At 45.1% G+C, this 25,509-nt stretch carries 24 protein-coding genes, 6 tRNA genes and 1 pseudogene; 5 read left to right on the forward strand and 26 right to left on the reverse strand.

What is annotated here, in order from left to right; translation table 11 throughout:
* The first annotated feature begins 221 nt into the window (after positions 1–221).
* Complete coding sequence (locus tag A6049_RS18885) at positions 222–542, forward strand: winged helix-turn-helix transcriptional regulator (protein WP_063566151.1); 321 nt, start codon at positions 222–224, stop codon at positions 540–542.
* A 165-nt stretch (positions 543–707) separates the two neighbouring features.
* On the opposite strand, the gene A6049_RS18890 is transcribed toward A6049_RS18885, so the two are convergent.
* The gene (locus A6049_RS18890; protein ID WP_063566152.1) at positions 708–1,580 is read right to left on the reverse strand and encodes a helix-turn-helix domain-containing protein; all 873 of its coding nucleotides are present in this window, start codon (positions 1,578–1,580) and stop codon (positions 708–710) included.
* A 141-nt stretch (positions 1,581–1,721) separates the two neighbouring features.
* Between A6049_RS18890 and A6049_RS18895 the strand changes: the two genes are divergently transcribed.
* Positions 1,722–2,849, forward strand: coding sequence for a glycoside hydrolase family 88 protein (locus tag A6049_RS18895; protein WP_063566153.1), 1,128 nt, complete (start codon positions 1,722–1,724; stop codon positions 2,847–2,849).
* Positions 2,850–2,934: 85 nt separating this feature from the next.
* Here the strand turns inward: A6049_RS18895 and A6049_RS18900 are convergent, their stop codons facing one another.
* Entirely contained in the window at positions 2,935–4,092 is a 1,158-nt protein-coding gene (locus A6049_RS18900) for a Gfo/Idh/MocA family protein (protein WP_063566154.1), read from the reverse strand.
* Positions 4,093–4,204: 112 nt separating this feature from the next.
* Here A6049_RS18900 and A6049_RS18905 point away from each other — a divergent pair, with 112 nt between their 5' ends.
* Positions 4,205–5,071, forward strand: a complete 867-nt coding sequence (locus A6049_RS18905; RefSeq protein WP_063566155.1) for an AraC family transcriptional regulator — start codon at positions 4,205–4,207, stop codon at positions 5,069–5,071.
* Between the two features lie 91 nt (positions 5,072–5,162).
* Here A6049_RS18905 and A6049_RS18910 read toward each other — a convergent pair whose 3' ends face one another.
* The 4 genes from A6049_RS18910 to A6049_RS18925 form a co-directional block, all read right to left on the reverse strand.
* Positions 5,163–5,924, reverse strand: a complete 762-nt coding sequence (locus A6049_RS18910) for a DUF3600 domain-containing protein (RefSeq protein WP_063566156.1) — start codon at positions 5,922–5,924, stop codon at positions 5,163–5,165.
* Entirely contained in the window at positions 5,911–6,498 is a 588-nt protein-coding gene (locus A6049_RS18915) for a sigma-70 family RNA polymerase sigma factor (protein ID WP_063566157.1), read from the reverse strand. The genes A6049_RS18910 and A6049_RS18915 overlap by 14 nt, the downstream gene beginning before the upstream one ends.
* Before the next feature lie 174 nt (positions 6,499–6,672).
* On the reverse strand, positions 6,673–7,461 hold the full coding sequence (locus A6049_RS18920) for a TrmH family RNA methyltransferase (protein ID WP_063566158.1): 789 nt from the start codon (positions 7,459–7,461) through the stop codon (positions 6,673–6,675).
* 101 nt (positions 7,462–7,562) lie between these two features.
* Entirely contained in the window at positions 7,563–8,225 is a 663-nt protein-coding gene (locus A6049_RS18925) for a potassium channel family protein (RefSeq protein ID WP_063566159.1), read from the reverse strand.
* Positions 8,226–8,409: 184 nt separating this feature from the next.
* On the opposite strand from A6049_RS18925, the gene sspI reads away from it, so the two are divergent.
* Complete coding sequence (gene sspI, locus A6049_RS18930) at positions 8,410–8,643, forward strand: small acid-soluble spore protein SspI (RefSeq protein WP_062324046.1); 234 nt, start codon at positions 8,410–8,412, stop codon at positions 8,641–8,643.
* A 220-nt stretch (positions 8,644–8,863) separates the two neighbouring features.
* Here sspI and A6049_RS18935 read toward each other — a convergent pair whose 3' ends face one another.
* The 13 genes and pseudogenes from A6049_RS18935 to A6049_RS18995 form a co-directional block, all read right to left on the reverse strand.
* Positions 8,864–9,664, reverse strand: a complete 801-nt coding sequence (locus A6049_RS18935) for a hypothetical protein (protein WP_063566160.1) — start codon at positions 9,662–9,664, stop codon at positions 8,864–8,866.
* Between the two features lie 248 nt (positions 9,665–9,912).
* On the reverse strand, positions 9,913–11,496 hold the full coding sequence (locus A6049_RS18940) for a peptide chain release factor 3 (RefSeq protein WP_063566161.1): 1,584 nt from the start codon (positions 11,494–11,496) through the stop codon (positions 9,913–9,915).
* Positions 11,497–11,854: 358 nt separating this feature from the next.
* Positions 11,855–12,253, reverse strand: coding sequence for a DoxX family protein (locus A6049_RS18945; protein WP_063566162.1), 399 nt, complete (start codon positions 12,251–12,253; stop codon positions 11,855–11,857).
* A gap of 402 nt (positions 12,254–12,655) precedes the next feature.
* On the reverse strand, positions 12,656–14,206 hold the full coding sequence (zwf, locus tag A6049_RS18950; RefSeq protein WP_063566163.1) for a glucose-6-phosphate dehydrogenase: 1,551 nt from the start codon (positions 14,204–14,206) through the stop codon (positions 12,656–12,658).
* A 247-nt stretch (positions 14,207–14,453) separates the two neighbouring features.
* Positions 14,454–15,191 (reverse strand): YwmB family TATA-box binding protein, encoded by a 738-nt coding sequence (locus A6049_RS18955; RefSeq protein WP_063566164.1) that lies wholly within the window; start codon positions 15,189–15,191, stop codon positions 14,454–14,456.
* A gap of 242 nt (positions 15,192–15,433) precedes the next feature.
* Positions 15,434–16,108 carry a response regulator transcription factor gene (locus A6049_RS18960; RefSeq protein ID WP_176854774.1) on the reverse strand — a complete coding sequence of 225 codons (675 nt, stop codon included), beginning with the start codon at positions 16,106–16,108 and terminating at the stop codon, positions 15,434–15,436.
* The gene (locus tag A6049_RS18965) at positions 16,044–17,165 is read right to left on the reverse strand and encodes a sensor histidine kinase (protein ID WP_063566166.1); all 1,122 of its coding nucleotides are present in this window, start codon (positions 17,163–17,165) and stop codon (positions 16,044–16,046) included. Before A6049_RS18965 ends, A6049_RS18960 begins: the two co-directional genes overlap by 65 nt.
* A gap of 33 nt (positions 17,166–17,198) precedes the next feature.
* Positions 17,199–17,846, reverse strand: coding sequence for a cell wall-active antibiotics response protein LiaF (liaF, locus tag A6049_RS18970; RefSeq protein ID WP_063566167.1), 648 nt, complete (start codon positions 17,844–17,846; stop codon positions 17,199–17,201).
* A gap of 149 nt (positions 17,847–17,995) precedes the next feature.
* Positions 17,996–18,639: pseudogene (locus A6049_RS18975) on the reverse strand (PspA/IM30 family protein).
* A 64-nt stretch (positions 18,640–18,703) separates the two neighbouring features.
* A complete protein-coding gene (locus A6049_RS18980) occupies positions 18,704–19,210 on the reverse strand; it encodes a PspC domain-containing protein (RefSeq protein WP_063566168.1) in 507 nt (168 codons plus the stop codon).
* Positions 19,211–19,227: 17 nt separating this feature from the next.
* Positions 19,228–19,464, reverse strand: coding sequence for a PspC domain-containing protein (locus A6049_RS18985; protein ID WP_063566169.1), 237 nt, complete (start codon positions 19,462–19,464; stop codon positions 19,228–19,230).
* A 4-nt stretch (positions 19,465–19,468) separates the two neighbouring features.
* Positions 19,469–20,140: a PspA/IM30 family protein gene (locus A6049_RS18990; RefSeq protein WP_063566170.1), complete on the reverse strand. Its 672-nt coding sequence runs from the start codon at positions 20,138–20,140 to the stop codon at positions 19,469–19,471.
* 33 nt (positions 20,141–20,173) lie between these two features.
* Positions 20,174–20,482, reverse strand: a complete 309-nt coding sequence (locus A6049_RS18995) for a LiaF transmembrane domain-containing protein (RefSeq protein WP_062324034.1) — start codon at positions 20,480–20,482, stop codon at positions 20,174–20,176.
* Positions 20,483–20,972: 490 nt separating this feature from the next.
* On the opposite strand from A6049_RS18995, the gene A6049_RS19000 reads away from it, so the two are divergent.
* Positions 20,973–23,360 carry a helix-turn-helix domain-containing protein gene (locus A6049_RS19000; protein WP_063566171.1) on the forward strand — a complete coding sequence of 796 codons (2,388 nt, stop codon included), beginning with the start codon at positions 20,973–20,975 and terminating at the stop codon, positions 23,358–23,360.
* A 183-nt stretch (positions 23,361–23,543) separates the two neighbouring features.
* On the opposite strand, the gene A6049_RS19005 is transcribed toward A6049_RS19000, so the two are convergent.
* The 7 genes from A6049_RS19005 to A6049_RS19035 form a co-directional block, all read right to left on the reverse strand.
* Positions 23,544–24,464: a class I SAM-dependent methyltransferase gene (locus A6049_RS19005; RefSeq protein ID WP_095206151.1), complete on the reverse strand. Its 921-nt coding sequence runs from the start codon at positions 24,462–24,464 to the stop codon at positions 23,544–23,546.
* Between the two features lie 488 nt (positions 24,465–24,952).
* Positions 24,953–25,031, reverse strand: a tRNA-Leu gene (locus tag A6049_RS19010).
* Between the two features lie 25 nt (positions 25,032–25,056).
* Positions 25,057–25,130: transfer RNA gene (locus A6049_RS19015), tRNA-Cys, on the reverse strand.
* A gap of 6 nt (positions 25,131–25,136) precedes the next feature.
* Positions 25,137–25,211, reverse strand: a tRNA-Gly gene (locus A6049_RS19020).
* Positions 25,212–25,215: 4 nt separating this feature from the next.
* A tRNA-Gln gene (locus tag A6049_RS19025) sits at positions 25,216–25,290 on the reverse strand.
* 11 nt (positions 25,291–25,301) lie between these two features.
* Positions 25,302–25,374 (reverse strand) — tRNA-His (locus tag A6049_RS19030).
* Between the two features lie 29 nt (positions 25,375–25,403).
* Positions 25,404–25,477, reverse strand: a tRNA-Trp gene (locus A6049_RS19035).
* Positions 25,478–25,509 lie beyond the last annotated feature (32 nt).

The raw sequence follows: 25,509 nt of genomic DNA on the forward strand, positions 1-25,509 counted from the left end.
TGACGTTACCCATCTTACACCTGTCGTCACAATTCGTCAACAATCGTGTCCAACCTGTGAACACCAGTGTTTATAGGGTTTTTATTTAATGTTAACGCTTTATGTGGTAACATTAAGAACAATTGGTATGTGACATTTTACACATAGGGCTTGTGGACACTCAGGTTACAATAAGTATACTAATGCTATAATAAGCATAACTAAATCAAAGGAGTACTATTATGAGCGATGATGAGAATGCCAAGCAAATATGCGAAAAGGTGGAACAGTCTTATCAGATCATTGGCCGGAAATGGGTAGCCCTCATTATTCATACTTTGATGGAAGAACCCAAACGATTCAGTGAAATTCACGCTTATATCCCGGACCTGAGCAAACGGGTACTTAATGAACGGATGAAGGAACTGGAGGAAGAGGGACTTGTCGTGCGTCATGTGGTTACGGAACGCCCTGTTCGGACAGAATATATGTTGTCCCGCAAAGGCACAGAGCTGGGGCGCGCATTAAGCTCCGTAGAACGATGGGCCGATAAGTGGCTGTAGCACGTACTTTTGAGGAAAGTATAGGTGTCTCATTCTATTTTAGAGAAGGAACTTATTTCACTTTTACTTACGACATATTGAGAATTTTAAAATAACGCTTTAAATTTCATTACGATAATGTGCTGACGCTACTTTTAATAACATCAGCAGTTACACTCATGTAATTTAATGTCTGCTGCTGCGTTCAAAATGCTGCCGATACTGTAGCGGAGTGGTTCCTGCCGACTTGCGAAATAATTGAATGAAATAAGATCCATTGGGAAATCCAGCTCGTCTGCCAATCTCTTCAACGGAAAGAGTTGTCGTTTCCAGCAGAAGATATGCCTGCTTGAGTCTTCGGGCGGTGACGTAGTCCGTAATACTGCTTCCTGTTTCTTGCTGAAAGATACGGGAAGCATAAGACTTGGATAAATGAATATCATTCGCCATATGATCCAGTCTGATTTCATCTATGTAGTGCTCTTCAATCCAATGCATCATCTTCTCCGCATGCCTTAATTGACGTGATTCGACCAAGTGTGGTTGACTCGCCTGTTCCCCGTCATTTTGTTGATCCAAAATATTCAATAGTTGTAGCAAAAACAGCACCGATTCCTCCCATTCTCCCCCAACCCGACTGCGTGACTGGTGATAACTTTTGTATATCCAATCCACCTGATCCATAGATGAACTTAGATCAAAAACCTGCTGTTGATTTCTTCCTTTCCATAACCTCGAAAAAAAAGCACGGCGATGTGGGAACGCTCCCAAATATCGGTCCATTACAATGGGCTCTACATAGAAAATGTTCCTTTCATATGGTGTATCTGGATGAACCTCGGCATAGACGTGATGCAGCTGATATGGCTGAAAAAAGAAGAGCATTCCTTTACGAATGGGATAGGTATGATTATTCAATACCACAATGCCTTGCCCTTCATGGACATAGAGAATTTCCCCGCATTGATGCCAATGATAATATCCTTTGAATTCGTTTACCGATTTAATTTGATAATCCCATACCAAAGTATTTCCCTCAAAGTTCACAGGTTCAAACACTCTCGTTCCCCCTTCTTCACAAATGACAACAGAGCAACATTTCTTCATATCCTAACACAACTTTTAAGGTTTTTAAAAAGATATAATCTCCTTATAGGAAAGCGTTATCTTATTTCTAATTAACCCTAAGGAGGTTATCTAATGGCCAAGGCAGAATCCGCCGTAACTACGACATATTGGCAGGAAGTCATGCAGAAGCTCGAAAACAAATTGCCAGGGATGAAAAAAAACATTGGGGATAAATGTCCTCATTTTGCCGGTGATAATGGGAAGTATGATAACATCAATACCGATTGGTGGGTTTCAGGTTTCTGGCCGGGTATACTGTGGATTATGTACGATATGACAGGAGAGGAAAGCTACCGGGATGCGGCATGGTCGTGGGATGAAACTTTGGAGCAATGGTTTATAAGACCAACAGGAGAGCTTCATCACGATGTTGGCTTCCAGTTTCTCTCTACTGCTGTTATCAAACATAAAATTACAGGTGATGAAGACGCTCTCAGACGTGGTCTGGAGGCAGCCAATTTCCTTGCAGGACGCTATAACCCGGCAGGCAAATTCATTCGTGCGTGGAATGAAGACAAATATGGCTGGGCCATCATTGATTGCATGCTGAATATCTCTTTGTTGTTCTGGGCTTCAGAAGTGACGGGAGATCCCCGCTACAAACATATTGCCATTAGCCATGCAGAGACGACCATGCAGTATGGTGTTCGTGAAGACGGATCGACCAAACATATCCTTTCCTTTGACCCGGAGGATGGTCGTTATATTGAATGTTTTGGCGGACAGGGATATGCTCCTGAATCCTCATGGAGTCGTGGTACCTCATGGGGATTATATGGGTTTGCCAATACGTATCGTTATACCCAGGATGAGCGTTTCCTGAACACAGCGAAACGAATCGCCCATTACTTTATTGCTGCGCTGCCAGAGGATCATGTACCTTACTGGGATTTCAGACTTCCGACTTTGGAGGATCAGTCCCGAGATAGCTCTGCAGCAGCAATCGCCGCATCCGGTCTGCTGGAACTGGCCGCCGCCGTTCCTGAAGGTGAAAAACGACTCTATGCCGATGCAGCCGAACGAATCCTACGTTCCTTAACAGAGAACTATGCGGTCTGGAATCAGCCAGAGCATGAATCGATTCTGCTGCATGCCACAGGCAGCGGCAATTCCTTCATCGATGTCTCCCTGATCTATGGAGATTATTATTATCTGGAGGCCATCGCGAAGTTGAATGGATGGAAACATCGGGTGTATTGATTTTGTTTTGTGAGTAGGACTCCAATAAAATGAAGCCAGATCTCACAATATCTGTGGGACTGGCCTCTTTTCCATGTTTATTTAACTACGACTCCAACTTTCTCCCTAACGTAATATCCACATCCTCGAAGTTCTCCACGGCTGTCTTTTTTTCATAAAAATGCACCGCATTTTCCATAATCCCTTCCCTTGTATAGAAAGCATCCTCTGCCTCTAGTGGAAAAGTAACCTTCTCTCCCGTACTAGCCGATTTATAGATACCAACAATGAGTTCCAGTGTATTCCGACCACTCTTCCCATCCACCAGAAGCGGTGATTCTGTCTCAATGGCGTTTAGCACATTCTCTACTTGCCCGGTATGCCCCACATGAGTAACATCTGGTAATTCGTCAGCGAGTTTCTGAATCTGTTGTTCCAGATCTGGATTGGGTTCTGGGAATCCATTCGTTCGTGCCGTAGAAGCAACGACCTTCCAAGGCGCAGATACCCTGGCCTCTTTACCCTGAAAAATCAACTGCTGCTCCTCTCCGTGGTGTACCACGGAACTGGTGATCATACCAAGTGCTCCTTCTTGGAATCGAAGCATCGCCATGGAAATATCCTCTACTTCGGCATTATCATGCGCCGTATTCGCCATCATGGCCTGCAATTCCACCGGAGGACCCATCATCCAAAGCATCGCATCAATATGATGTACCGCATGATTAAGAGTACAGCCTCCACCTTCCTTTTCCCATGTACCACGCCACCACAGATCATAATAATTATGGCCCCGCCACCAGAACGAATCGACCTGTACGTGGACAATGGGACCCATAAGTTTGCTATCCAACACATCTTTTAGTTTCATCATCGGTGTCGTAAAACGATTCTGCGCCACAACCGATAGCAGCTTACCACTCTTTTGCGCCGCTTCCAGCATCATATCCGCCTCTTGCAAAGAAGAGGCCATTGGTTTTTCGACAAGCACATGTGTACTTGCATGCAGAAAATCACATGTGATCGTTGCATGGGTATACGGAGGGGTACATACCGAAACCAAGTCAATGTTTTGATCCAGCAATTCATGATAATCGGTAAAAGCTCGTGCTCCTTTCAACCCATATTCGTTAATTTGTTTCTGTGCTTTTTCCGTGTACATATCCACCACAGCTACGATCTGACATCGTTTAGGAAATGCCAAATACGCTGTAATATGCGCTGCACTGATCGCGCCTGCTCCAATAATGGCTACTTTTAACATGAATGCATACCTCCCTTATTCCCTTCACAATACACAATAATAAAGCGCTTTTATGCGTTCATCTTGTGATAAAATGAAACTATATTGCGCTCTTGAAGGGGAGGCATTCCTAATGGCCATCATCACTGAGGATCAATTTAATCTGGCATGCCGTCGCACCTCCACCACTGCGTTCCGAGAGGTTTTTCACGCTCATTCACAGATGGAAATCACGTATATCCATGATGGATATGGACAGCTAATAACCGAGGGTCAGGCATTCTCCCTTGAACCGGGTACGCTGATGATATTCCGCCCTTTTCAGCTGCATCAGATCCAGATTCAAGTCACGAAAGAACATCCCTTTATCCGCAGCGTACTAATGTATGAGCAGCACCTGCTGAACCCGCACTCTCGGCAATTTGCCGTATCAAATCGTTTTACAATGGACCTTCTCGGGCAAACATCTCCGCTTCAACCGATTCGTCTTTCCCCTTCATCCCAAATGGTTCAGATGATTGAGCAATTTGCCGATATTCTACCTACATTACTTCCACATGAAGTGGAAGAGGATACACGAGTCTTTTTACTTGGACTGCTCGCACAACTTCGCTACCTTTGGAAAGACAGGCAGTATCCCAGCTCTACTACGCTCCCAACGAGTCCTCCCGCTCTGCATCCTCATGCTGAGGCTGTCATGCAGTGGATTGAAGAGCACTACAATGAACCGTTTCGTCTGGAGGATATCGCAGATACACTGCATCTCTCACCTTATCATTTGTCCCATATATTTAAAAAAGCTACCGGTACCACCATCGTTGCTTACGCCCAAGCTACACGTATTCGTCATGCTTGTGTGTTACTCACAAGTACCACACATACTGTTCCGGAAATTGGCCACCGTGTAGGCATATCCAGCCCATCTTATTTTTGCAAAGTCTTCCGCAATGCAACAGGCACTACGCCGCATCAATATCGGCTGAATATGCAACGCAGATAAGAAGATTATCTACAAAATCATTTCTACAAAATAAAAAAGGAGAAAAAGGAATAAAACCCCTTTCGCTCCTCAGCCCCTAACACTACCTAAGCTACTCACCCGGTTTGCGTACATCCAGTCCCAACTTCTCCAAGAAAGGAAAAATCTGCTCCCGTACCTGCGTCAGTTCTTCCTTCTGCTCCGCAGACAATCGTTCTTCATGCATGTTCCCATCCTGATCCATCACCATGGCTTCATAATGCTTCATCTGTTCATACAACGATTTGAACTCGGTAAACTGCTCCTTGGAAAACTTCGTCTCTGCCATTGCTAGCTGTTCCTTCCAAAATTGTTCCTGGTCCTTAGGTTCTTTTGGAGAGTCTGCACTTGCTGCTTCCAGCTTTTCAAAAAAAGGTTCCAGTTCTGCAGTAAGACGATTAAACTCCGTCTGTTGTGTGACACTCCATTGCTCGGGGTGCATCTCTCCCTGTTGATCCGCATTCTTCAAAGCCATTTGCCCCATTTGCTTCATCAGATCCATAAATTGAATGAATTCCTCTTCACTTAAATGTGCTTTGGCTGTCTGGAGCTTCTCTTCCAGTCTCATATAATCCTCCGATGTTCCACCCACCGCTGATATATTTTCCTGTGAACCATACATTTCGTTAGCCAAATAGGTATACCCCGCATAGGCTCCCGTAGGAATGATGAGCACAGCAGCCAGCAGCACAGTAACCAGCCATTTTTTCCGATGTCTTTTGAGATGTGATTCACTTCGTATAGCATTCATGATTTTATGTTTTGTTCTCTCAGGAATTGTCCAGTCTTTAGTCTCTTTCTGGTAGGCTGTTCGCAGCTGTTCATCGAGATTCATGTAAATCCTCCACCTTTCCCCGAATACCTAGGTCCAACTTCTGATTCTGCCTCAGCTTGGTTAATGCCGCATGAATACGCGATTTCACCGTTCCTAGCGGAATGCCCAATATACATGAAATCTCTTCTTGTGTGTACTCGTTCAAATAGTGAAGAGTGATGGCCTGCTGCAGCTTGTATGGCAATCGGTGCACCTGTTCAAGCAGAGGGCGATTTGCCAGTTTGTTGATTAAGTCACCGGAAAAATCATATTCCAGCCCCGTATCAGACTTCTCCATCCGCTTGCTAAAACGAAATTGAGTCAATCGTCTGCGCCGGTAACTTCGAACCTGCCGCATCGTCACACCCATTAACCAGGGACGAAACGCTCTCTCCGAATCGTATCCCTCTAAGGACCGGTAGGCCTGAATATAAATTTCCTGTACCAGATCTTCCGCGTCAGATGAGTCACGAATCAGAAAACGCACAGTGCGATACACATCCTTCACCGTTTGCTCATATAACTCCCCGTATGCTTCGTAATCTCCAGCCCGGGTTAATTCCACAAGTTTTATGTACTTTTCTGCCTCACTCATTATCCATCCCCTTCCTCCTTACACTATATATTGGCATACCAGCTCCATATCGTTCGATTTATTTATTTCAACTTCTCCGACTATACAAAAAAAGCCTATTCCTCACTCATCGGTCGAGTAGGAATAAGCTTATATTTCTTACTTCATATGAACATGAAGTATATTATTCATGGGCTAAACCATCCGCTGCCTCATTACCTCAAACAACAAGATCGTCGCCGCCATCGCGGCATTAAGTGACTCTGCCTGTCCCTGCATCGGAATTGTAATTGCATCGTCCACCAGTTGTGCAGTAGACTCCGATATGCCCTTGCCTTCATTACCGATCACAAGCCACACCGATTGTGTAAAATCATAACTGTAGCACGAATACTCCGCCTGTAAAGACGTACTAACCAACTTTACACCCGCAGCCTTCGCTTCAGGCAGCAACGACTCCAGCTGACCTTCTACAATTGGCAAATGAAACAATGACCCCATCGTTGAACGGATCGTTTTCGGATTATAGACATCCGCACAACCAGCACCGAGCACAACTCCTGCCGCTCCCGCTGCATCCGCACTGCGAATGATCGTTCCCACATTACCAGGGTCCTGAACATTGTCCAATACAACGACCAGCCCCTTGGAGGAAGACAACAAGCTTTGAAGCGGCTCACGACCTTTATGTACAACGGCAAAAACAGGTTGGGGTGTCATTGTATCCGTACACTTGGCGATAACTGCAGGAGATACACTGATCCATTCCACACGCTGAAGTGGAGCCTCCAGTCCAGCCAGTTCCTTGGGTACACCCTGTTCCCCATCGTAAACGATGCATTCCAGATTTGCCCCGGCACGCAGCGCTTCCTGTACGAGATGAATACCTTCAATAATATATTTATGTTGACGGGTACGGTGCTTTTTCTCCAGCAGCTGTGCCCATTCCTTCACACGTGTATTTTGCGGTGATACAATATCCATCTTTCCATCCTTCCCGTCTGCGGGATTTTTTATCAACATGTTACATGACGAATTGAAATTTCCCGCCTAAAGATTGCTTCATCATCCTATCATTATACTTATCACTTTGGATACGCAAGCTCCATTTTCGTCAAATGGTCTTTGTGACCAACAATGATCAGCACATCCCCGTCCGCAATCCGATCTTCCGCATACGGAGAGATATTCATCGAATTCCCACTGCGGATCGCCATCACGTTACACCCGAAACGAGCACGAATATTTAGCTCCAGCAAATTTTTACCAATCATTTGCTCGGACGCTCTCATCTCCAAAATGCTATAATCCTCAGATAACTCGATGTAATCGAGAATGTTTGGAGATGTCAGATGATGGGCTACACGCAGTCCCATATCCCTCTCAGGATAAATTACCTTGTCCGCTCCGATCTTCTGCAGTACTTTACCATGAAGCTCATTTTGTGCTTTTACAATCAGAACAGGTACACCCATATCCTTCAGAATAAGGGTCGTGAGAATACTCGACTGAATATCTTCACCAATCGCCACAACGACGACATCAAAATTCCGTATACCCAGCGCACGCAGCGCTTCTTCATCTGTAGAATCTGCCGATACGGCATGAGTCACCACATTGGACATTTCCTGGGTTCGCTGCTCGTCCGCATCAATTGCAAGTACGTCGAATCCCATGCCGCTCAGCGCATTGGCTACACTTGATCCGAACCGTCCCATGCCAATGACGGCATATTGTTTTTTTCCCATTAGGGTCTAACCTCCCGCTGCACTTCAGCATTACGCATCTATTGGTAGTCCATTTTTCAATTAAAGGGTGAATGTTTACTTAAATATCCTTCGTAGTATACCACAAAGCCCAATAAACTTGAATGCGCTCACGCTTCCCAGGGAACAGTATTAGAGCAGCCGAATATACGAGGAGGGACTTGCGATGCCAATTACATTAAGCCTGCGTGAAGCGATTGTTCATAAGGTTCATGATAAAAGTGATGATCAGCTCCGGGAGATGATCGAAGGTTCTGTAGATGGACCGGAAGCAGCATTACCCGGACTTGGTGCCATTTTCGAAATGATCTGGAAGAACACGGAACCTGCCAAGCAGGAAGAATTAATTCAAATCGCGCAGGAGCATCTGCACACCATTCCCGTTCAACCCATCAGATAATTGAAGCCTTGGAGGGAAAGGTACCATCATCACGTTGTTCTGTCTGCAAAGAAGGATTTTGGCTCATTGGTCAGGATAATGCCTTGCTCCAAGAGTAAGGCAGTTATATCCCATTAGACTAATTAGGCTCCTCAACCAAACAAGGTACAGCCACTGAGCAAAACTCAGGAGGTTGTACCTTGTTTGTGTATACCAGTATTTTAGAAAAGGAAAAAGTTGTTCAATTAAATATTTTAGCGATTTTATCAAATAAAGCTGATATTTCTTCATCTCCAGCAGTGGATGTATCCGTATTCCCCCATGCATTCTTAAGTGCAGCCAGAAGATCATTCTCATCATCCTCACCCGAAGAGGCAGCCCCTGATCCCGAGCTGGTAATGAGACTTTGCAACTCACTCAGCAAGGATTTCTTTTCATCAACAGTAAGCGCGTTGTTCATTGTGTTATCTTGGTTCTGCTCGTTAGAATTTTCTTGAATATTCCATGCAAATGGCGGCATAATCCCACCCATAGCTTGCATCATTGGAGGTGTTCCATTGCGATCAGAACGCGATGAATCATTTGCTGGCGGAGGTTCAGGGCGTTGGCTTTGAATCATTTCAGCTACCTGGTCAAACAGATCGGAGATATCCTCATCCGTTGCTGATGAGAGGTCCTGACCGGATAACAAATCAGATATGGAAGCCAAAGGGGTCACCGTGCTGCCACCAATCTCATTTGTTACTGCTGAAGCATCTGAAGAAGACAGATAACTTTGCAGATCAGATAACAGAGATTTCTGTTGATCCGTCGTCAGTATAAACGCGTCCTCGCTTCGATTGTACGTTCTGCTGTAGTTTTCTGTTGGGAGTGAGGACTGTACCCCTCCAGCATATTCTGCAAATTCTTTGCTTAATTCAAGTGAATCAGCAGCCTTTCTTTGCGCAGTGTCGTAGTCCAGGCTATTTAACTTGTTTTCGTTTGCCTTTACTGAATGATCATAGGACGTTGTGATCGAATGCCTGTTAATGGATAGTGACAAAATAGATCTCCTCTCTCTGTGTACATATATTAGTAGCCGTACCGTACACTTCAATTTAATCGGTTGCCAAACTGAATTTAACCTGAGAGCAGACTGAATGATGACTGAATGTTATTCTCCCTTTTCCCTATGCGGGTGAAACCTTAATGAGATATAAACGCTGGGAACGACAAAAATGACCTAAACCCCTCTGATCAGGGATTAGGTCATTTGTTTCTGCTGTCTTTACTAGTTTAGGAAGAAACGGCTTATGGAGCTGTCTCCAGGAATTTCGCCGTCGGGTTTTTGTCCATTGCGGTTCTCATCGCGTATTCATTTTCGAACAGGACAACATAATTACCCTTTTTATCTTTTACCAGAGTGGAGTTGATCCGGAATTTACTTGGGTCCAAGTTCTCGTCCACGATCCAGCGCGCGAATTGATAAGGCATGCGCTGCAATTGCACGTCTACCCCATACTCGCCCTTCATCCGGTATTCGAATACTTCGAACTGGAGTTGACCAATTACGCCGAGAATGGTCTCGTCGAAACTTACGGTCTGGAACACCTGAATGGTTCCTTCCTCCGTCAACTGGTCAATCCCTTTTTGGTACTGTTTATGTTTCAACGCATTTTTCACGGTAACTTTGGCGAAAATCTCTGGTGAGAATGTTGGCAATTCCTCAAATATAACTTCGCTGCCTTGGCTCAGTGAATCTCCAATCCGGAAGATACCTGGGTCGAACAAACCGATAATATCGCCTGCATACGCCTCTTCCACAATATCCCGGTCTTGTGCCAGGAACTGCTGTGGTTGGGACAACTTGATCTCTTTGCCCACACGGTTATGCTTCACACTCATCCCACGTTGGAACTTGCCTGACACAATACGCAGGAACGCAATACGATCGCGGTGTGCAGGGTTCATGTTCGCCTGGATTTTGAAGACATAACCGCTGAATTTCTCATTCGTCGGCTGAATCTCTCCTGCTGTACTACGACGAGGTTCAGGCTTCGGTGCGAGTTGCAGGAAATTCTCCAAAAACGTCTGCACGCCGAAATTATTGATGGCACTACCGAAGAATATAGGTGTCAGTTCCCCACGCTGTACTTTCTCCATGTCGAACTGGTCTCCCGCTACATCAAGCAGTTCCAGGTCCTGACACAGTTGATCATGCAGATACTCCCCTGCCATCTCGCGGATAATCGGATCTTTGTAGCCATCTACTTTTTGTACTCTAATGGTCGAATGATCGTCCCCTTGGAACAATTCCACCTGATTTTTCATTCGGTCATATACACCGCACAGCTCGCGACCTGTACCAATTGGCCAGTTCATCGGTACCGAGCGGATACCCAGTACATTTTCGAGTTCTTCCATCAGATCAAACGGGCTTTGTCCTTCACGATCCAGCTTGTTGATGAACGTAAAGATGGGAATACCACGCTTCGCACAAACCTGGAACAATTTGATCGTCTGTGCCTCGACGCCTTTCGCCACGTCAATCAACATCACCGCGCTATCCGCAGCTGTCAGTGTACGATACGTATCTTCACTGAAGTCCTGGTGACCTGGTGTATCCAGAATATTGACACGATGATCCAGATAATCAAACTGCATGACGGAAGATGTAACCGAGATCCCCCGTTGCTTCTCAATTTCCATCCAGTCACTTGTTGCATGTTTGCTTGCTTTCCGAGCTTTTACTGTACCGGCAAGACGAATCGCGCCCCCGAACAGCAATAGTTTCTCGGTCAATGTCGTTTTACCCGCATCCGGGTGAGAGATAATGGCAAACGTCCGGCGTTTGTCCACTTCCTGTTGAAGAATGTTATCTGCAGCTTTGCTCATAGATTCTATCCCTTTCGTCCGTTCATTCACGTTAATCCGGCAAGGCCGGTCTACCATTCAATCTTTATGCAATCCGGCTATGCCGGTTGATTGTACATTCGCATTTCGCATATGAGGCAATTAAGCATCCTATGTTAATTTTACACATTTACAACGGAGTTCATCCTCCCTAAGCATTGTGCTTCCATTCATGCCGTAGACCTGATTTAGTATCCAACTTTCCTATTGTACCATAATCTTTACCGAAAATAACCGATTACGTACAGCAGATTCTTCTCTTTTCCGATTGCAAAAAAAGAGCACCCTTCCGCCATCATTATGGCATCCAGGTACTCATTATTCATTTCGCTTGCCGCTCTTAGAAAATTAATGCGTCCAGTGCGTATTGTCCTCCACCTGTCAAAGCTATTGCTACACCAACCACCAGGATCGCAAGGTTATATTCAAATCCGTTTTGCGTGGACCAGTATCCGTTCGCACCATGAACCTTCACAATCGCAATAACCATAGTCAGAGCAATCAGAATGCCGCCTACCGGTGTGAGCAAACCCAGAGCCAGCAGCAATCCGCCACCGAATTCAGCCAGCCCTGCCAGTAACGCAACCAATGCGCCGGGTTTCATCCCCATCGATTCAAACCAGCCGCCCGTTCCCTTGATTCCATATCCCCCGAACCATCCAAACAATTTCTGAGCCCCGTGCGCCATAAACGACAATCCAATCACCAAACGAATCAACAACAATCCTACATCCAACATTTTCTTTTCCTCCATTCAATATATACAAAATAGTATTCTTAGATTAAAGATATTATGCTAAATTTTTTTTCTTCATGAATGTATTTCGTAACCCCTTCACGTGGTTCACATTTTATCTCATGAATGATGTACGTATCCGATTCGTCATCGGGTTTCGTATGTCTTTTGCGTAATCTCTTTATCTCTTGAGTTGAGTATAAGTTATATACTTACTTTTTGTCAATAACTTATTTTATTATATGCACATTTTTACATCCTACACTTCTCTATCGCAAAAAAGACCTGAAAAGATCGCATCTCTGCGTTCTTCCCAAGCCTTCTTTATAACAGTGTTAATCTTATCACCAATAAAATGACTTCGCTCTAATAAAATCCTGCCACTCATAAGTGATACTCCCGCGATTAATTATTCACTTGCCAGACGACACTGTCTTCGTCCTGACCGTTCACCGGCCACCAGTGGAAGCCGTCCTGTTCCAGCAGTTTGCCTGTTGCTTCAGGACCCCACGTACCTGCCGGATACGTGTGCAGCTCACCATGATTCTCCGCCCAAGCCGCCGCAATCCGGTCAACGAAGGACCACGCTGTAGCAACTTCATCCCAACGGGTAAAGTAAGTGGAGTCTCCTTCTGCTGCATCATGCAGCAGACGTTCATACGCCTCCGGCGAGTTGATTCCAATCATGCAGCTCTGACAGAAGTCCATCGCCAGCGGCTGAATCTCGGAGTCGGACCCCGGCTTCTTGGCATTGATTTTAATATAAATACCTTCCATCGGATTAACCCGAATGACGAGCAAATTCGGCTCCAGTTTATACTTTTTGCCCAGATAGACGTTACTCGGCATGGATTTGAATTCAACCACGATTTCGGTCGTTTTCACCGGAAGGCGCTTGCCTGTCCGAATATAGAACGGCACACCCGCCCAGCGGAAATTATCCACAAATACACGTGCGGCAAAATAAGTCTCCGTATTGGATTCCGGATCAACCTTGTCCTCCTGGCGATAACCGGGAAGCAGCTTGCCACGATACTCCCCTTCCGTATACTGCCCGCGCACAACGTTAGTGCTTACTTCTTCATTAGAGGTAAATGCACGCAGAGAACGCAGTACCTTAACCTTCTCATCCCGGATATCCTCTGGGAATAGACGACTTGGCGGCTCCATGGCAATCATCGTCAGCATCTGCAGCATATGGTTCTGTCCCATATCGCGCAATGCTCCCGAATGATCGTAGTATCCACCACGTTCTTCCACACCAACCGTCTCTCCCAGAGTAATCTGGACGTTGGAAATATGTTTATTGTTCCAAAGCGGTTCGAAAAAGGCATTACCAAAGCGAATGACCTCGATATTCTGTACCATTTCCTTGCCCAGATAGTGGTCAATGCGATAAATCTCTTCCTCACGGAACACTTCACGAATCTGCTCATTCAGATGCTCCGCAGATTGCAGATCATATCCAAATGGTTTCTCAATCACCAGTCGATTCCACCCGCGGCTCTCCAGCATTCCACCATCACGCAAACTATATGACACGCTGCCGAAGAGCTCAGGTGCCAGCGCCAGATAGAACAGACGGTTACCCGGTGTGTTAAACTTCGCTTCCAAACTCTCTGTCTGCTCACGTAATTCTTTGAAACCATCCACGTTATTGATATCTAGTGATTTATACTCAAAATGTTCGACAAAAGCGTTCCACTCATCGGGTTCCCCCGCTGGATAGCGGCAGAACTCCTTAATGGATTCATAGATGTCTTCCCGGAATTCTTCTGGTGACCTCGGACGACGCGCTACACCAATAACCGCAAAGTCTTCGGCTAATTTACCTTCGCGGTAGAGACTGTAGATAGCCGGAAACAGCTTCCGGCGGGCCAAATCACCCGTTGCTCCAAAAATGAAAAATACTGCACCTGGTGTCTGCACTTCATCTTGCATTTGTTTTTCGACCATGGGCTCCTCTTTCTTTCCGGGAAGACATCTCCACACTCTCCCCGAGCTATGTAATGGTGTTATATACGCAACATACAACCGTCAATTACCAGCAAATTCCCTTCTTGGATGTGATGCCATTTTAGCATAAAGCCCCATGGGTTGCACTAATTTTCCTGAGAAATGTTATCAATATTTTTCCACAATTCATGGAAATTTCATCTATAAAAATTCATGATCAAACTTATAAATCTGCTTTAATATTGCATTAATATTCAATCGTGATCACCGGGAAACCTACTGTAACTCGATTGGTCCCCTTTTCATCATCCTGATGGACCGCCAGCTGCATGTTCAAGAGATGCGTACCGCTTTTAATCACTATGGGCAAATCCGATGCCTCATATGACACGCTGGCAGTGCTGTTATCCGTATAACGTTCTATCGCTTGCATATTCATATCTCCAGACAGCTGTTGCTCGATTTGCTGCAATTGATTGCTGGCGCCACTTTCCATTGCTCCTGTGCCCTGCACAGCGAAATTCCAAGCCGCCTTCATTCCGGAGTCTGTGAGCAACTGGGATACTTGTTCATGCAATGTGATCAATAAACGTTGGTCCGTATGTTCATTGCCTGATAACTGGACGATCGCGTAGTATTTATTTTCCCCCGTAACGACAACATTGACCAGAATGCCTGCGTGCTGAGCATCAGCAGCCATCTCACTGCGATACACATCATGCCCCGTCTGAACACCGTGTTCAGGCTGTTGCAATCCTAGCCGATGAGCAAGCAGCTCCGCCTGGTCTTTTGCATCTCCACGGCCTTCCCCTTGCCATTTGATGACTAGACGCTCCACATGATCGATTGCTGTATCGGCAGTCTTCATCAATTGTTCCAGCTTGCCTGCTTCGGATTCCGTCTTCTCAGCGTACACATGAGTCATGCCTACAAGTATAATGATTGCTAATGCGAGTGTGCCTACTGTCATCCATCGATTTAACATTCGAATTCCTCCGCTCTTTCTTACATTCTATGAATCTATCAACAGCATGCCCCCATTACTCATTTGCTAAACTTCTTTTTGGCACACAAAAAAAGCCCTATCCACCATCTTCATGGCTGAACGGACCTTATATCATCTTATGGCAGAACAGACTTTCGAATCGTGCTCCACCGATTGCTTAACTTCACTTGGGCACTCAACAAACCAATAGTGCATGCCTCAACCTTCACACGCTTCTTTTTCTATTCCGCAAGTCCATTCTTATAAGCATAGATGGCTGCCTGTGTACGGTCATCCACGCCCAATTTTGCTAGTATGTTCGTGACATGGAATTTGACTGTCTTGATCCCAATAATCAGATCATCTGCGATGTCCTGGTTCGATTTGCCTTTAGCGACTAACCGGAGTACATCCATCTCCCGATCCGTCAATTCATCATGAGCTGGTGCCACTGCCTGCGGCTGTCGGAAACGATTCATCATTTTGGACGCCACTTGTGACTCCAAAACCGATTGCCCCCGAGCTGCAGCGCGAATCGCATCTGCGACCTCATTGGCTCTCGATGTTTTTAGCAGATAACTGAAGGCTCCTGCCTCGATAACCGGATACATTTTTTCATCATCCAGATAACTGGTCAGTACAATGACCTTGCATTCCGGATACATTTTGAGCAGCTGACGGGTGGCTTCAATGCCGTCCATCCCTTCCATGACGAGATCCATCAGGACAACATCAGGCTTATACTCCTGTGCCAAGCGAATACCTTCCTCACCGCTACCTGCTTCCCCCACCACTTCAATGCCATCTTCGGTATCCAGCACCGCAGCGAGGCCAATACGTACCATTTCATGATCATCCACGAGCAACACTTTGATCGACGTTTCCACTTCCGTCTCCGTTTCTATTCCCGTCTCCATTGACATGTTCTTCCCCGCTTTCATCGTTCATCAAAGGTATTGTAATCTCAATTCGTGTTCCTTTGCCCGGCGCCGTTACAAATTGAATGGCTCCGCCAATTTCAGTCACACGTTCACGCATATTAGTCAAACCATAGGAGGCCTGTTTCTGATCGTCGAGATCAAATCCCTGACCATCATCGCGAATCAGTACCCGAATGGCATCTACCCGGCGCTGAAGTCGAATTTCCATCTTTTCTGCCTTCGCATGACGTAATGTATTGGACATCGCTTCCTGAACAATACGGAACAGATGATTCTCAATGCCTTTGATCAAATGAATGTCTTCATCCATTTCGAGCACAATGTCCATAGGTACTTTTGTTTTCAACTCCATCACAAGATCACGCAAACCTTGTTCGAGATGTTTACCCTCCAGGTAGACAGGTCGCAAATGTAATAGCAACGCCCGCATCTCAGATTGAGCTACCGACGCCATCTCTTCAATCAGGGCCACCTGCCGCTGGGCACGTGCAAAATCCTTTTCCATTCTTCGTCCAACCGCTGTTGCGGTCATGGAAATGGCGAACAACTGCTGCGATACCGCATCATGCAATTCTCGTGCCAACCGCTGCCGTTCCTCCACAATGGCCGTTATTCTTGCCTGTTCAGCCAACTGCGCGTTATTCGTAGACAACCTTTGTAAAGAAGAGACCTGATCTTCCCACTTTTTGCCGATACGTCCAAGCTGCTCACTTAATCGCCCGACATCATCAATGCCGAGGTCCGGCACAGTACGTGAGAGTGACCCCTTTTCCCATTGCAGCAGCGTCTCTCGCAATAGTTCAAGCCTGCGTTTGACCCGGTAACTCTGATAGAAGCCGAAGGCCGCACCCATACCGACCAAGAGCAATAGTAACGCAAGACCCGATTGAATCAGATGCCTCCACCCTGCAAACGGAGCAAGATAACCATATGTATACAATACATACAAGATTACTATGAGCACAATGAAAACAAGGAGGATCCCTTCACCCATACTTCGGGTTACCATGTCGGTATGTCGTTTTGTCTTCATCCGGGTCTCCTCCTTCTTCACCTATTTAACTTATTACGGATTACTGATGTTTAGGTCGCCAACAATATAAGAAATGACAAATTTTGCTTTATGTTCACTGGACTCATATCCAGGAGTTCTCCATACCAATTTGTTCATCATGCCACTATCCTGCTCTCCATTCAGGCTAATCCGTCCAAAGAGTACAGATGCCTCAATTTCAACACCATAATCTTCAGGCAGTATCAGACGAACATTCCCCATAACTCCCTGCAAAAGTACAATCGTTTGTTTCTCTTCCGGGAGGGAAAGTGACAGATCTGCATTAATCTCACCCATGGCATGCCATAGGCTCATACTCCGCAATGTCCATGGTGCTTGATCCCAATAGTACCGGGCCATGAAGTTTTGCTTGCGCATGATATTCCCATCTAGATGAATCTTTTTGTTTTTGGAATAAAAATAGGCCAGCGAAGCCAATACAATCAAAAATACAATCATTAGATTATCAAGCAACAACAGAGCGGCACCGATACCGAGGTATCGATAACCTTTATGTGTATCGCCCTTACGAACTTGTACCATACCTATCGTTAACAGAATCAGTGCGGCGACGGTCAGCAGGTTAATATTTCGGTTCAGTAACATCAGCATGCCGATCACAATGATTACTACAGCAAGCCATTGACCCTTCTTATTCATCTCTGCCGCACCTCCTCTGTAAGTTAATCTTCCCAATTCGACGGAAAAGCCATATCAGGCTTTGAACACCTGTATGGCTTAACCTTTGTTCTAGAAACCGTTCTTTATTCACGATTTATAGAATATCATATTGTCTGCTGAGCGAACAGTTATTCTTTTGAAGTACCGCCCGTTTCATTTTTGGCACCATTGCCAATTTTGTTTTTCAGAGCTTGCAGCTGTTGATCCACTTTGAATTGCTTTTCGGTATCTACAGGGTTAGTGTACGTAGATTGTGTATTACGATAAGGTGCACGGCTCACATCAGCTTCAGCTTCCATTTGCATGATTTTCTCTTCCATGCGGTGGAATCCAAGGGATGCACCACCACTCTCGATCGAGTGCAAGCTGTTGATTTGAGACATTTGTTTTTTGGCTTTCGCCATCTGTGCACGGGATACGAGTTCATTACGTTTGTTACGCATTTTGTAGAACTCATCTTTCATGTCATGCAGCTGTTGCAGCAAATCTTTGGCTTGAGCTTCGGATTGAGCATGAAGTTCTCTGTATTCCGTAATTTTTTGATCGAAGTAGATTTTCTCTTCCACAATTTACGAGCCACTTCTTCCTGACCATTAGCCAGTGCAGCCTCTGCCTGAGACTCACGTTGTACCGATGTACGTTCTGCTTCGTCCAGACGCTGTTTCATGCGACGCTCGTTCGCCATTTGTTTGGCGACTGTTACCTCTGCCTCATGAATTTCAGCCTCCATGTCACGCAAGTACTGGTTCAACATTACAATCGGGTCTTCCACTTTATCCAACATATCATTTACCGACGCTTTAGTCATATCCTTAATCCGTTTAAATACTCCCATTTTACTTTTCTCCCTTCTCGTAACGAGATAATTTTTGGCGAAGCTCTTCAACTTCTTTTTTCAATGCTTTTTTCTCAATATCTTTCATCATGGAATCAAGTTCACTTTCTTGCTGTGACCCTGCTCCGTAAGCGTTATTGTCGTAAGAACGTGGACCAGACTGAGGTCTGCTGTTGTATCCTGGGCCAGGACCAAAGTTTCCAGGGCCTTGATTATGATTGTTTTGGAAAGGACCTCTTGGCGGCTCGTGATCAAAGTTGTTGTATCCTCTACCAGCGCCAGGACCAGGGCCCGGACCATAGCCGTATGGATCATAAGGTGGATATGGCTCTTTTGGCACCACCAGTGCTGCGATGAAGTAGATTAACAACGACGTGCCGCCAGTTACGAAGATACTGATGACGAAGATGATACGCAGCAAGGTTGAATCCATGCCGATCGACTCGGATATCCCACCACATAATCCTGTCAGCATCCGGTCACGTGTTGAGCGATATAATTTGCTCATGTGCTTACTCCTTTCGTTTACTTGTATCCTCTTACGTGATCAGCACCATAAGTGTATGGATCAGCGTGATAGGGTTCTTTTGGCACTACCAATGCAGCGATGAAGTAGATCAACAATGATGTACCCCCCGTAGCGAAAATACTGATGAAGAAAATGATACGCAGCAGCGTGGAACTAAATCCAAGATTTTCAGATATGCCGCCAATCAAACCTGTCAGCATACGATTACGCGATGAGCGGTAAAGTTTATTCATGTGTCTACTCCTTTCTGTCATTGTTCAGCTTTTGTTTCAGCCGTTCCAGTTCTTTGTCCAGCGTAGAGGATGACATGGTGCCAGACGTACCTGACCCATCCTGACTCATCCGCCGCAAATCCCGGAGACTTTGTGCCTCATATTCGAGATCAGAAACTTGATCGTCCAGCCGGTTGAACATACGGGGTACATTCTGACCGTTGTAGTGACCTCTCTGATTCATTCGTTGCTGCAATTGAATCGTCTGCATACGAGCGTAGTAATATTGGCGTTTGCTGTATACATTTTGATACTCCACTTTCAGTTGGTCGATCTGTTCGTCCAGTTCCTGTAAAGCCGCGTTGCTTTGTGCGTATAATTCATTGTATTGCTCCATTTTTTCCTCGTGGAGGATTTTCTCCTGTAAAGCAAGTTTAGCTAAATGCTCCTCGCCTGCTTTCAGAGCCATGGAAGCTTGTTCTTCCCGTTTGTGTACCATACCTGCTGCCTGATCCGCTTGTTGTTTCATTTGTCTGGTATGGCTTGCATATTGATGACGAAGCTTCTCGGCTTCACCGATGTCTTGGCGGGTCGAGACCAGAAACTGATCAATCAGTTTGACTGGATCCTGACTTTGCTCCAGATGTTCGTTTAAATTAGCTACGGTAATATCCCGCATTCGACGAAATACACTCATTTTGTCTGTCCTCCTTATCATAATCGTGAAAGCTTAGTAACGGCCACGACGACTGCGATTATTACTCAACATGGAGAATCCGAAGATGATTAACCCAATCGCGATGATCGGTCCGATCAGCCAGGCTAGTTTACCCAGCAATGAGAGGATACCGATGAAGAGAACAATCCATCCAAGCAGTACATTTCCTCGTTTAACTCCGTAGTAGCCAAGTGCAATCATCAGGATCGGAATTAGATAACCCATTAAATGTCCCAGTAGAGGAGTTAACTTCCCGAAGAGGAGGAGTGCACCCAATGCAATCAGTACAACCGCCCAGCCATTTCCTTTATTCCATCTCATAATTATTGTTCACCACCCTTTCGGTTCGTTAATTTTGGTTTGTGTGTTTGTTCGTTTGTTTCTTGTTTAACCTTATGTCCTTATTCTAGGGGAAACTGCGACTTTTCAAAACAGACCGTGGACGGTTTTTCATCCTAGACTCAGGTCGGGGATCGGGTTGGACCTTTGACTGTCCCTGGATCAGACCATTGGCCACTATACCGAATAAAGGCCTTAAATATCCCTTATTAACCTTCTTCAAAGCCGTTTCACCCCGTATGAATACGACGTCCATACCTCTTATCTACGTTCTCCCTCGACTGACGTTTCCCATTATGCCTTCCATTAAAGATAAAACGACCTCAATTATAATTTGAACGATTTCATGATCATCATTTCCACTTGAATTTTTATTACTTTTTTATCCAAATAAACAAAATTTAGATTGTTCTATATGTAAGCGTTTACTAAAATAGAAAGTGTTACTAATCCAAAAGTCAGGAGTGGACCTGTGCGATCATTCAGCTATCTACATAAAATGATAGTCTTCGGAATCTTGTTAAGTACCCTGCCCATTCTGTTGACGGGAATCGCCGCTTTTATCTATTCTTCAAAACAATCAGAGCTGCATCGTGCTCAAGCCAATAAACAACTGTTAATCCAAATGCAAACCAACGTGGAGCACAAACTTGCAACCGTAAGCTATATGCTCGATCAGGCCGTTCGGTCACCGGACACGCTCCATTCGCTAACTTCATCATCATCGGTTCAGGGCACCGGGCCTTTGTTTGCTGAGAAGTTACAGACCGAATTCAAGAATATGAGATCATGGGAGCCTCTAATGGATATTACACTCGTAAATCAGACCCAGGATTGGCTTATCGATCATGCTGGCCTGTACCTGAATACTGATTTTCCAATGGCTCTGCCCATGAAAGACTTATTATCGAACACACTCACATCCGGTTGGCAGCTTACACCATCATCCGTGTTTAACAATAATGAACGCCCGATGGATTCAGGCTGCATTTACCATATTGCACTCGCCAGATCGATACCCGATGTAAATGTTTCTTCTGACGCTGCCCTGATTGCGGGAATTCCCGCATGTTCACTGCAAAAACCACTGGAAGAGGATTCACCAGACAGCTCTAAGGCCGGACTAATCATTTTGAATCGTGAACAACGCATCATGGTCCACCCCGATCCCGAATATATTGGTCAGCCATTGGCTGCAGCAGGAATAAAAGATAGCGCGTCCGGTACCAATCTTAGCGAGCTGTTATCTATCCGTGGATTCGCTGCCTCTTCAGGCCAACGGGAGGTACGTATTGCAGATACACGTTACTCGCTGTCCTATACGCATTCTTCTCTAAAAGGGTGGACATATATTCTCATTTCGCCTACGAATATTCTTACTCACGAGTATGTTCAAATTGGGTTGCACACCATGTATATCAGTGTCGCTATGCTACTGCTTTCACTGTTGCTCTCATGGGCAGGCTCGAGAAGAATGGTTATACCCATACGCAAGCTTCTCGTACAACTTGGTGATAAACGCTTATCCAAGGGTAACTTGGAAACCAATTCTACCCTTCATATGGATGAATTTGAGCAAATCAGAGCTGGCGTTTCACAGCTGTCTGCTTCTCGATCCCAACTTGAAAGCAAATTGAATCAGTATAAGTTGCAGATCCGCACTCATTTTCTAATCAACCTGCTTCTGGGAAAAAATGCTCCATCCACTCTTCATGACACACTCAGAGAGAATGGTTATGGTACACAGCTTCAAGAGTGGCAACAAATAGCCGTCATTGCAGTCCAGGCTGATCTTATGAATCACACCAAATATCATGCCAAGGATCGTGATCTGTTGCTGTTTGCCGTTCAGAATATACTGGAGGAGAGTGTTTATGCAGAACAACAGTTACTTCCTGTCGTATATGAACAAGCCGTCATTACAATTATCGGTACCCCTGAGCAAGATCGTGTTCGCTTTTCACAGCATCTGTATACGTTAACGGAACAGCTACAACATCAAATCAGTGGGATCCTTAGTCTCCAGGTAAGCATTGGCTTTAGTCAGCCCCACGCCTCCCTATTTCAGATACCGCAAGCTTATACGGAGGCCCTTGAAGCGCTCAAGCATCGAATGAAACTGGGAGCAGGCATCATCTTTCAATTTGAGGCGATCGATAATCGTACCTCCCATTGGGCACTGCCATATCCAGAATCACTGGAGTATACGCTGATTCAGGCTATCCAAAATGCCGATGAAGCCCAGGCCTCCTCTCACCTCCATCAGTTGCTTGAAGTGCTGTTCGGCATGGAATGTACACCGGAAGAATATCAGGTAGCACTTACCCGATTGTTAACACATATTTTGCAGATGATGCAGGAATCCGGTATACGATTGGGACAGATCTCCAAAGGCCATGGGTCTATCTTCAATGAACTTCATGCTCTACAGTACGCAGCTGAGGTTGAGCAATGGTTTAACAATCATATCATCACACCGATCATTCTCATTTTGAAAGAAAGACAGTACGCCCAATATCAGCACATATCCGAGAAAATGATTGCCATCATCCAGCAAGAATACGATAAGGATCTGACGTTGGAGGAATGCGCATCCAGACTTCACTACAATGCCAACTACCTAAGTAGTGTGTTCCGCAAAGAGACAGGCTGTGCTTTCAGTGAGTATCTGACGAAGTACCGCTTCAGTATAGCTAAAAAGTGGCTTGACGAAAGCGAGCTAGCGGTCAAGGATATTGCCGCACGGCTTCGTTATAACAACCCGCAGAACTTTATCCGTTCTTTTCGAAAATGGGAAGGGATCACTCCTGGACAGTATAGGGAACGAAAGCATAAGCCTGATCTATCCATAAAGCAATAATTGGCTCTTTTGGTGATGAAGTACGACGGTTATAACTATTTCTATCTATAGAAGAAGAACGTTTGTTATTTAGTCGAAGAATAAGTTGTTTTATATATGAACATCAAAAGGGAGCAGTATAACTGTTCCCTTTGCTCCCTTAAAATTTCATCTAAATTGATTATTGCTGAAATGGGTCTACTGTTACTTGGGCCGTAACACTTTCATATTCGGTTGCTCCAATTGAATCAGAATTTTACCGAACTTCCCTCCGCGTGAGAATGTAACCATACCATCCTTGTAAGTGTCTCTAATATATTGCTCAGCCAAGGCAAGTGAACCTTCATCCGTTGGCAGTTTGTGCGTACTAAGCCACTCCTGAAGCTTATCAACGACTTCCTCAACAGGCATCTCCATATAACTTGTTTCTTTAGTGATCAAGGTGGTGTAAGAATAATCTTTCAGGTACAGCAGCTGTTGTATATATCCCATATCTCCAGCGTTGTATGATGGAAAGACACCTAGTATCTCTTTAAGCTCATCTATTAGTGTGTGCTCTCTCGGTCCAGCCATCGTGCTGATATAAACATACTTTCGGGCAGTGCTGATCGCCTGTTCAATCGTTTCCCAATTCGACATTGCCGGGCACATGGATGCAAATGCAAAATCATATTTCTTCTCCCAACCCTTGTCCTGAATCGATATGTCCTCGAACCGCTCTGAAACGATATCAATACTGGATGTAAGGGATGCAGGAATTGTCTCCTTCATTAATGAAACTAACAGTTCAGAGGGCTCTACAGCTGTAACGGTCGCTCCTTTGGTTGCAAAAGGAATCGTAAAGATGCCCGACGCTGCTCCAATGTCTAATATCGATAACCCGTCAAAACTCACTCCCTGATTTTCAATCCAGCCTATGATGCGTCCGGATCGCTGCTTTCCTTCTTCTGTAAACGATTGTTGATGATATTCTCTAGCCCATCGTTCAAACGCTGATTTCGCGTCAAACGCTGCGCTCTTCATTTTGTATGTTGAAGCTGTGGACTGATTCTTCCACGCTTCTTCCCACATAGATAGATCGAATAATATTTCAGAATGCTTGGATATATGTTTTTCCTCAGACACGTTGCTTCCCTCCATTTCTTTTATAAAATATAAATCCGCTCGCAAAAAGGATATTATCTTGTTTTGATAAGCATCTTTTATATGTTTAAAAGAGCTATAATATCCATAATTATTCAAAATAATATCAGAGACTTTATATGTCTACAATATACTCATTGAAGTTATGCGTCAATACATAAACAAAAATAACTTCATCTCCTTCTATAAGCCATAAGAAATTAGGGGATGAAATTGACGCAGTAGCACAGCAATTGAAAGGTCGCCAATTTACAGGTAAAGCACTACTTTGAATCTAGAGATACCAGAATGTCGCGTATTTGCCCAAGCACATCATGCTGAATTCCCCTGCAGTAATTGTTGTGGTGACCTACAAGAATCCATTCAGGATCCCCCTCTTTGCCTAAGTACCACAAGTCATCTTTCAACCCATCAAATAAAAAAAGCTCATTAGATTTTGCATCTAATGAGCTTTTCCTTACTTGCTTGAATACCGGCGAGAGGACTCGAACCTCCACGGTTTCCCACTCGATTTTGAGTCGAGCGCGTCTGCCATTCCGCCACGCCGGCATATGATGTTTTTATAAAAATATACTGGAGGCGCCACCCAGATTCGAACTGGGGATAAAGCTTTTGCAGAGCTGTGCCTTACCACTTGGCTATGGCGCCATATTTTGGAGCGGACGACGGGAATCGAACCCGCGACCCTCGCCTTGGCAAGGCGATGCTCTACCGCTGAGCCACGTCCGCATAATGGCTGGGGATATAGGATTTGAACCTATGCATGACGGAGTCAAAGTCCGTTGCCTTACCGCTTGGCTAATCCCCAAAAAACAAAAGGGCGATCGAGGGGAATTGAACCCCCGAATGCCGGATCCACAAACCGGTGCGTTAACCACTTCGCCACGACCGCCATAATACAATATGCTCTTAAAAGTTAATTGGCAGGGGCAGCAGGAATTGAACCCACACCAACGGTTTTGGAGACCGTTGTTCTACCTTTAAACTATGCCCCTAAAAACTGGTGGAGGATGATGGATTCGAACCA

The sequence above is a fragment of the Paenibacillus sp. O199 genome, from assembly GCF_001636635.1.
Classification (GTDB): domain Bacteria; phylum Bacillota; class Bacilli; order Paenibacillales; family Paenibacillaceae; genus Paenibacillus; species Paenibacillus marchantiae.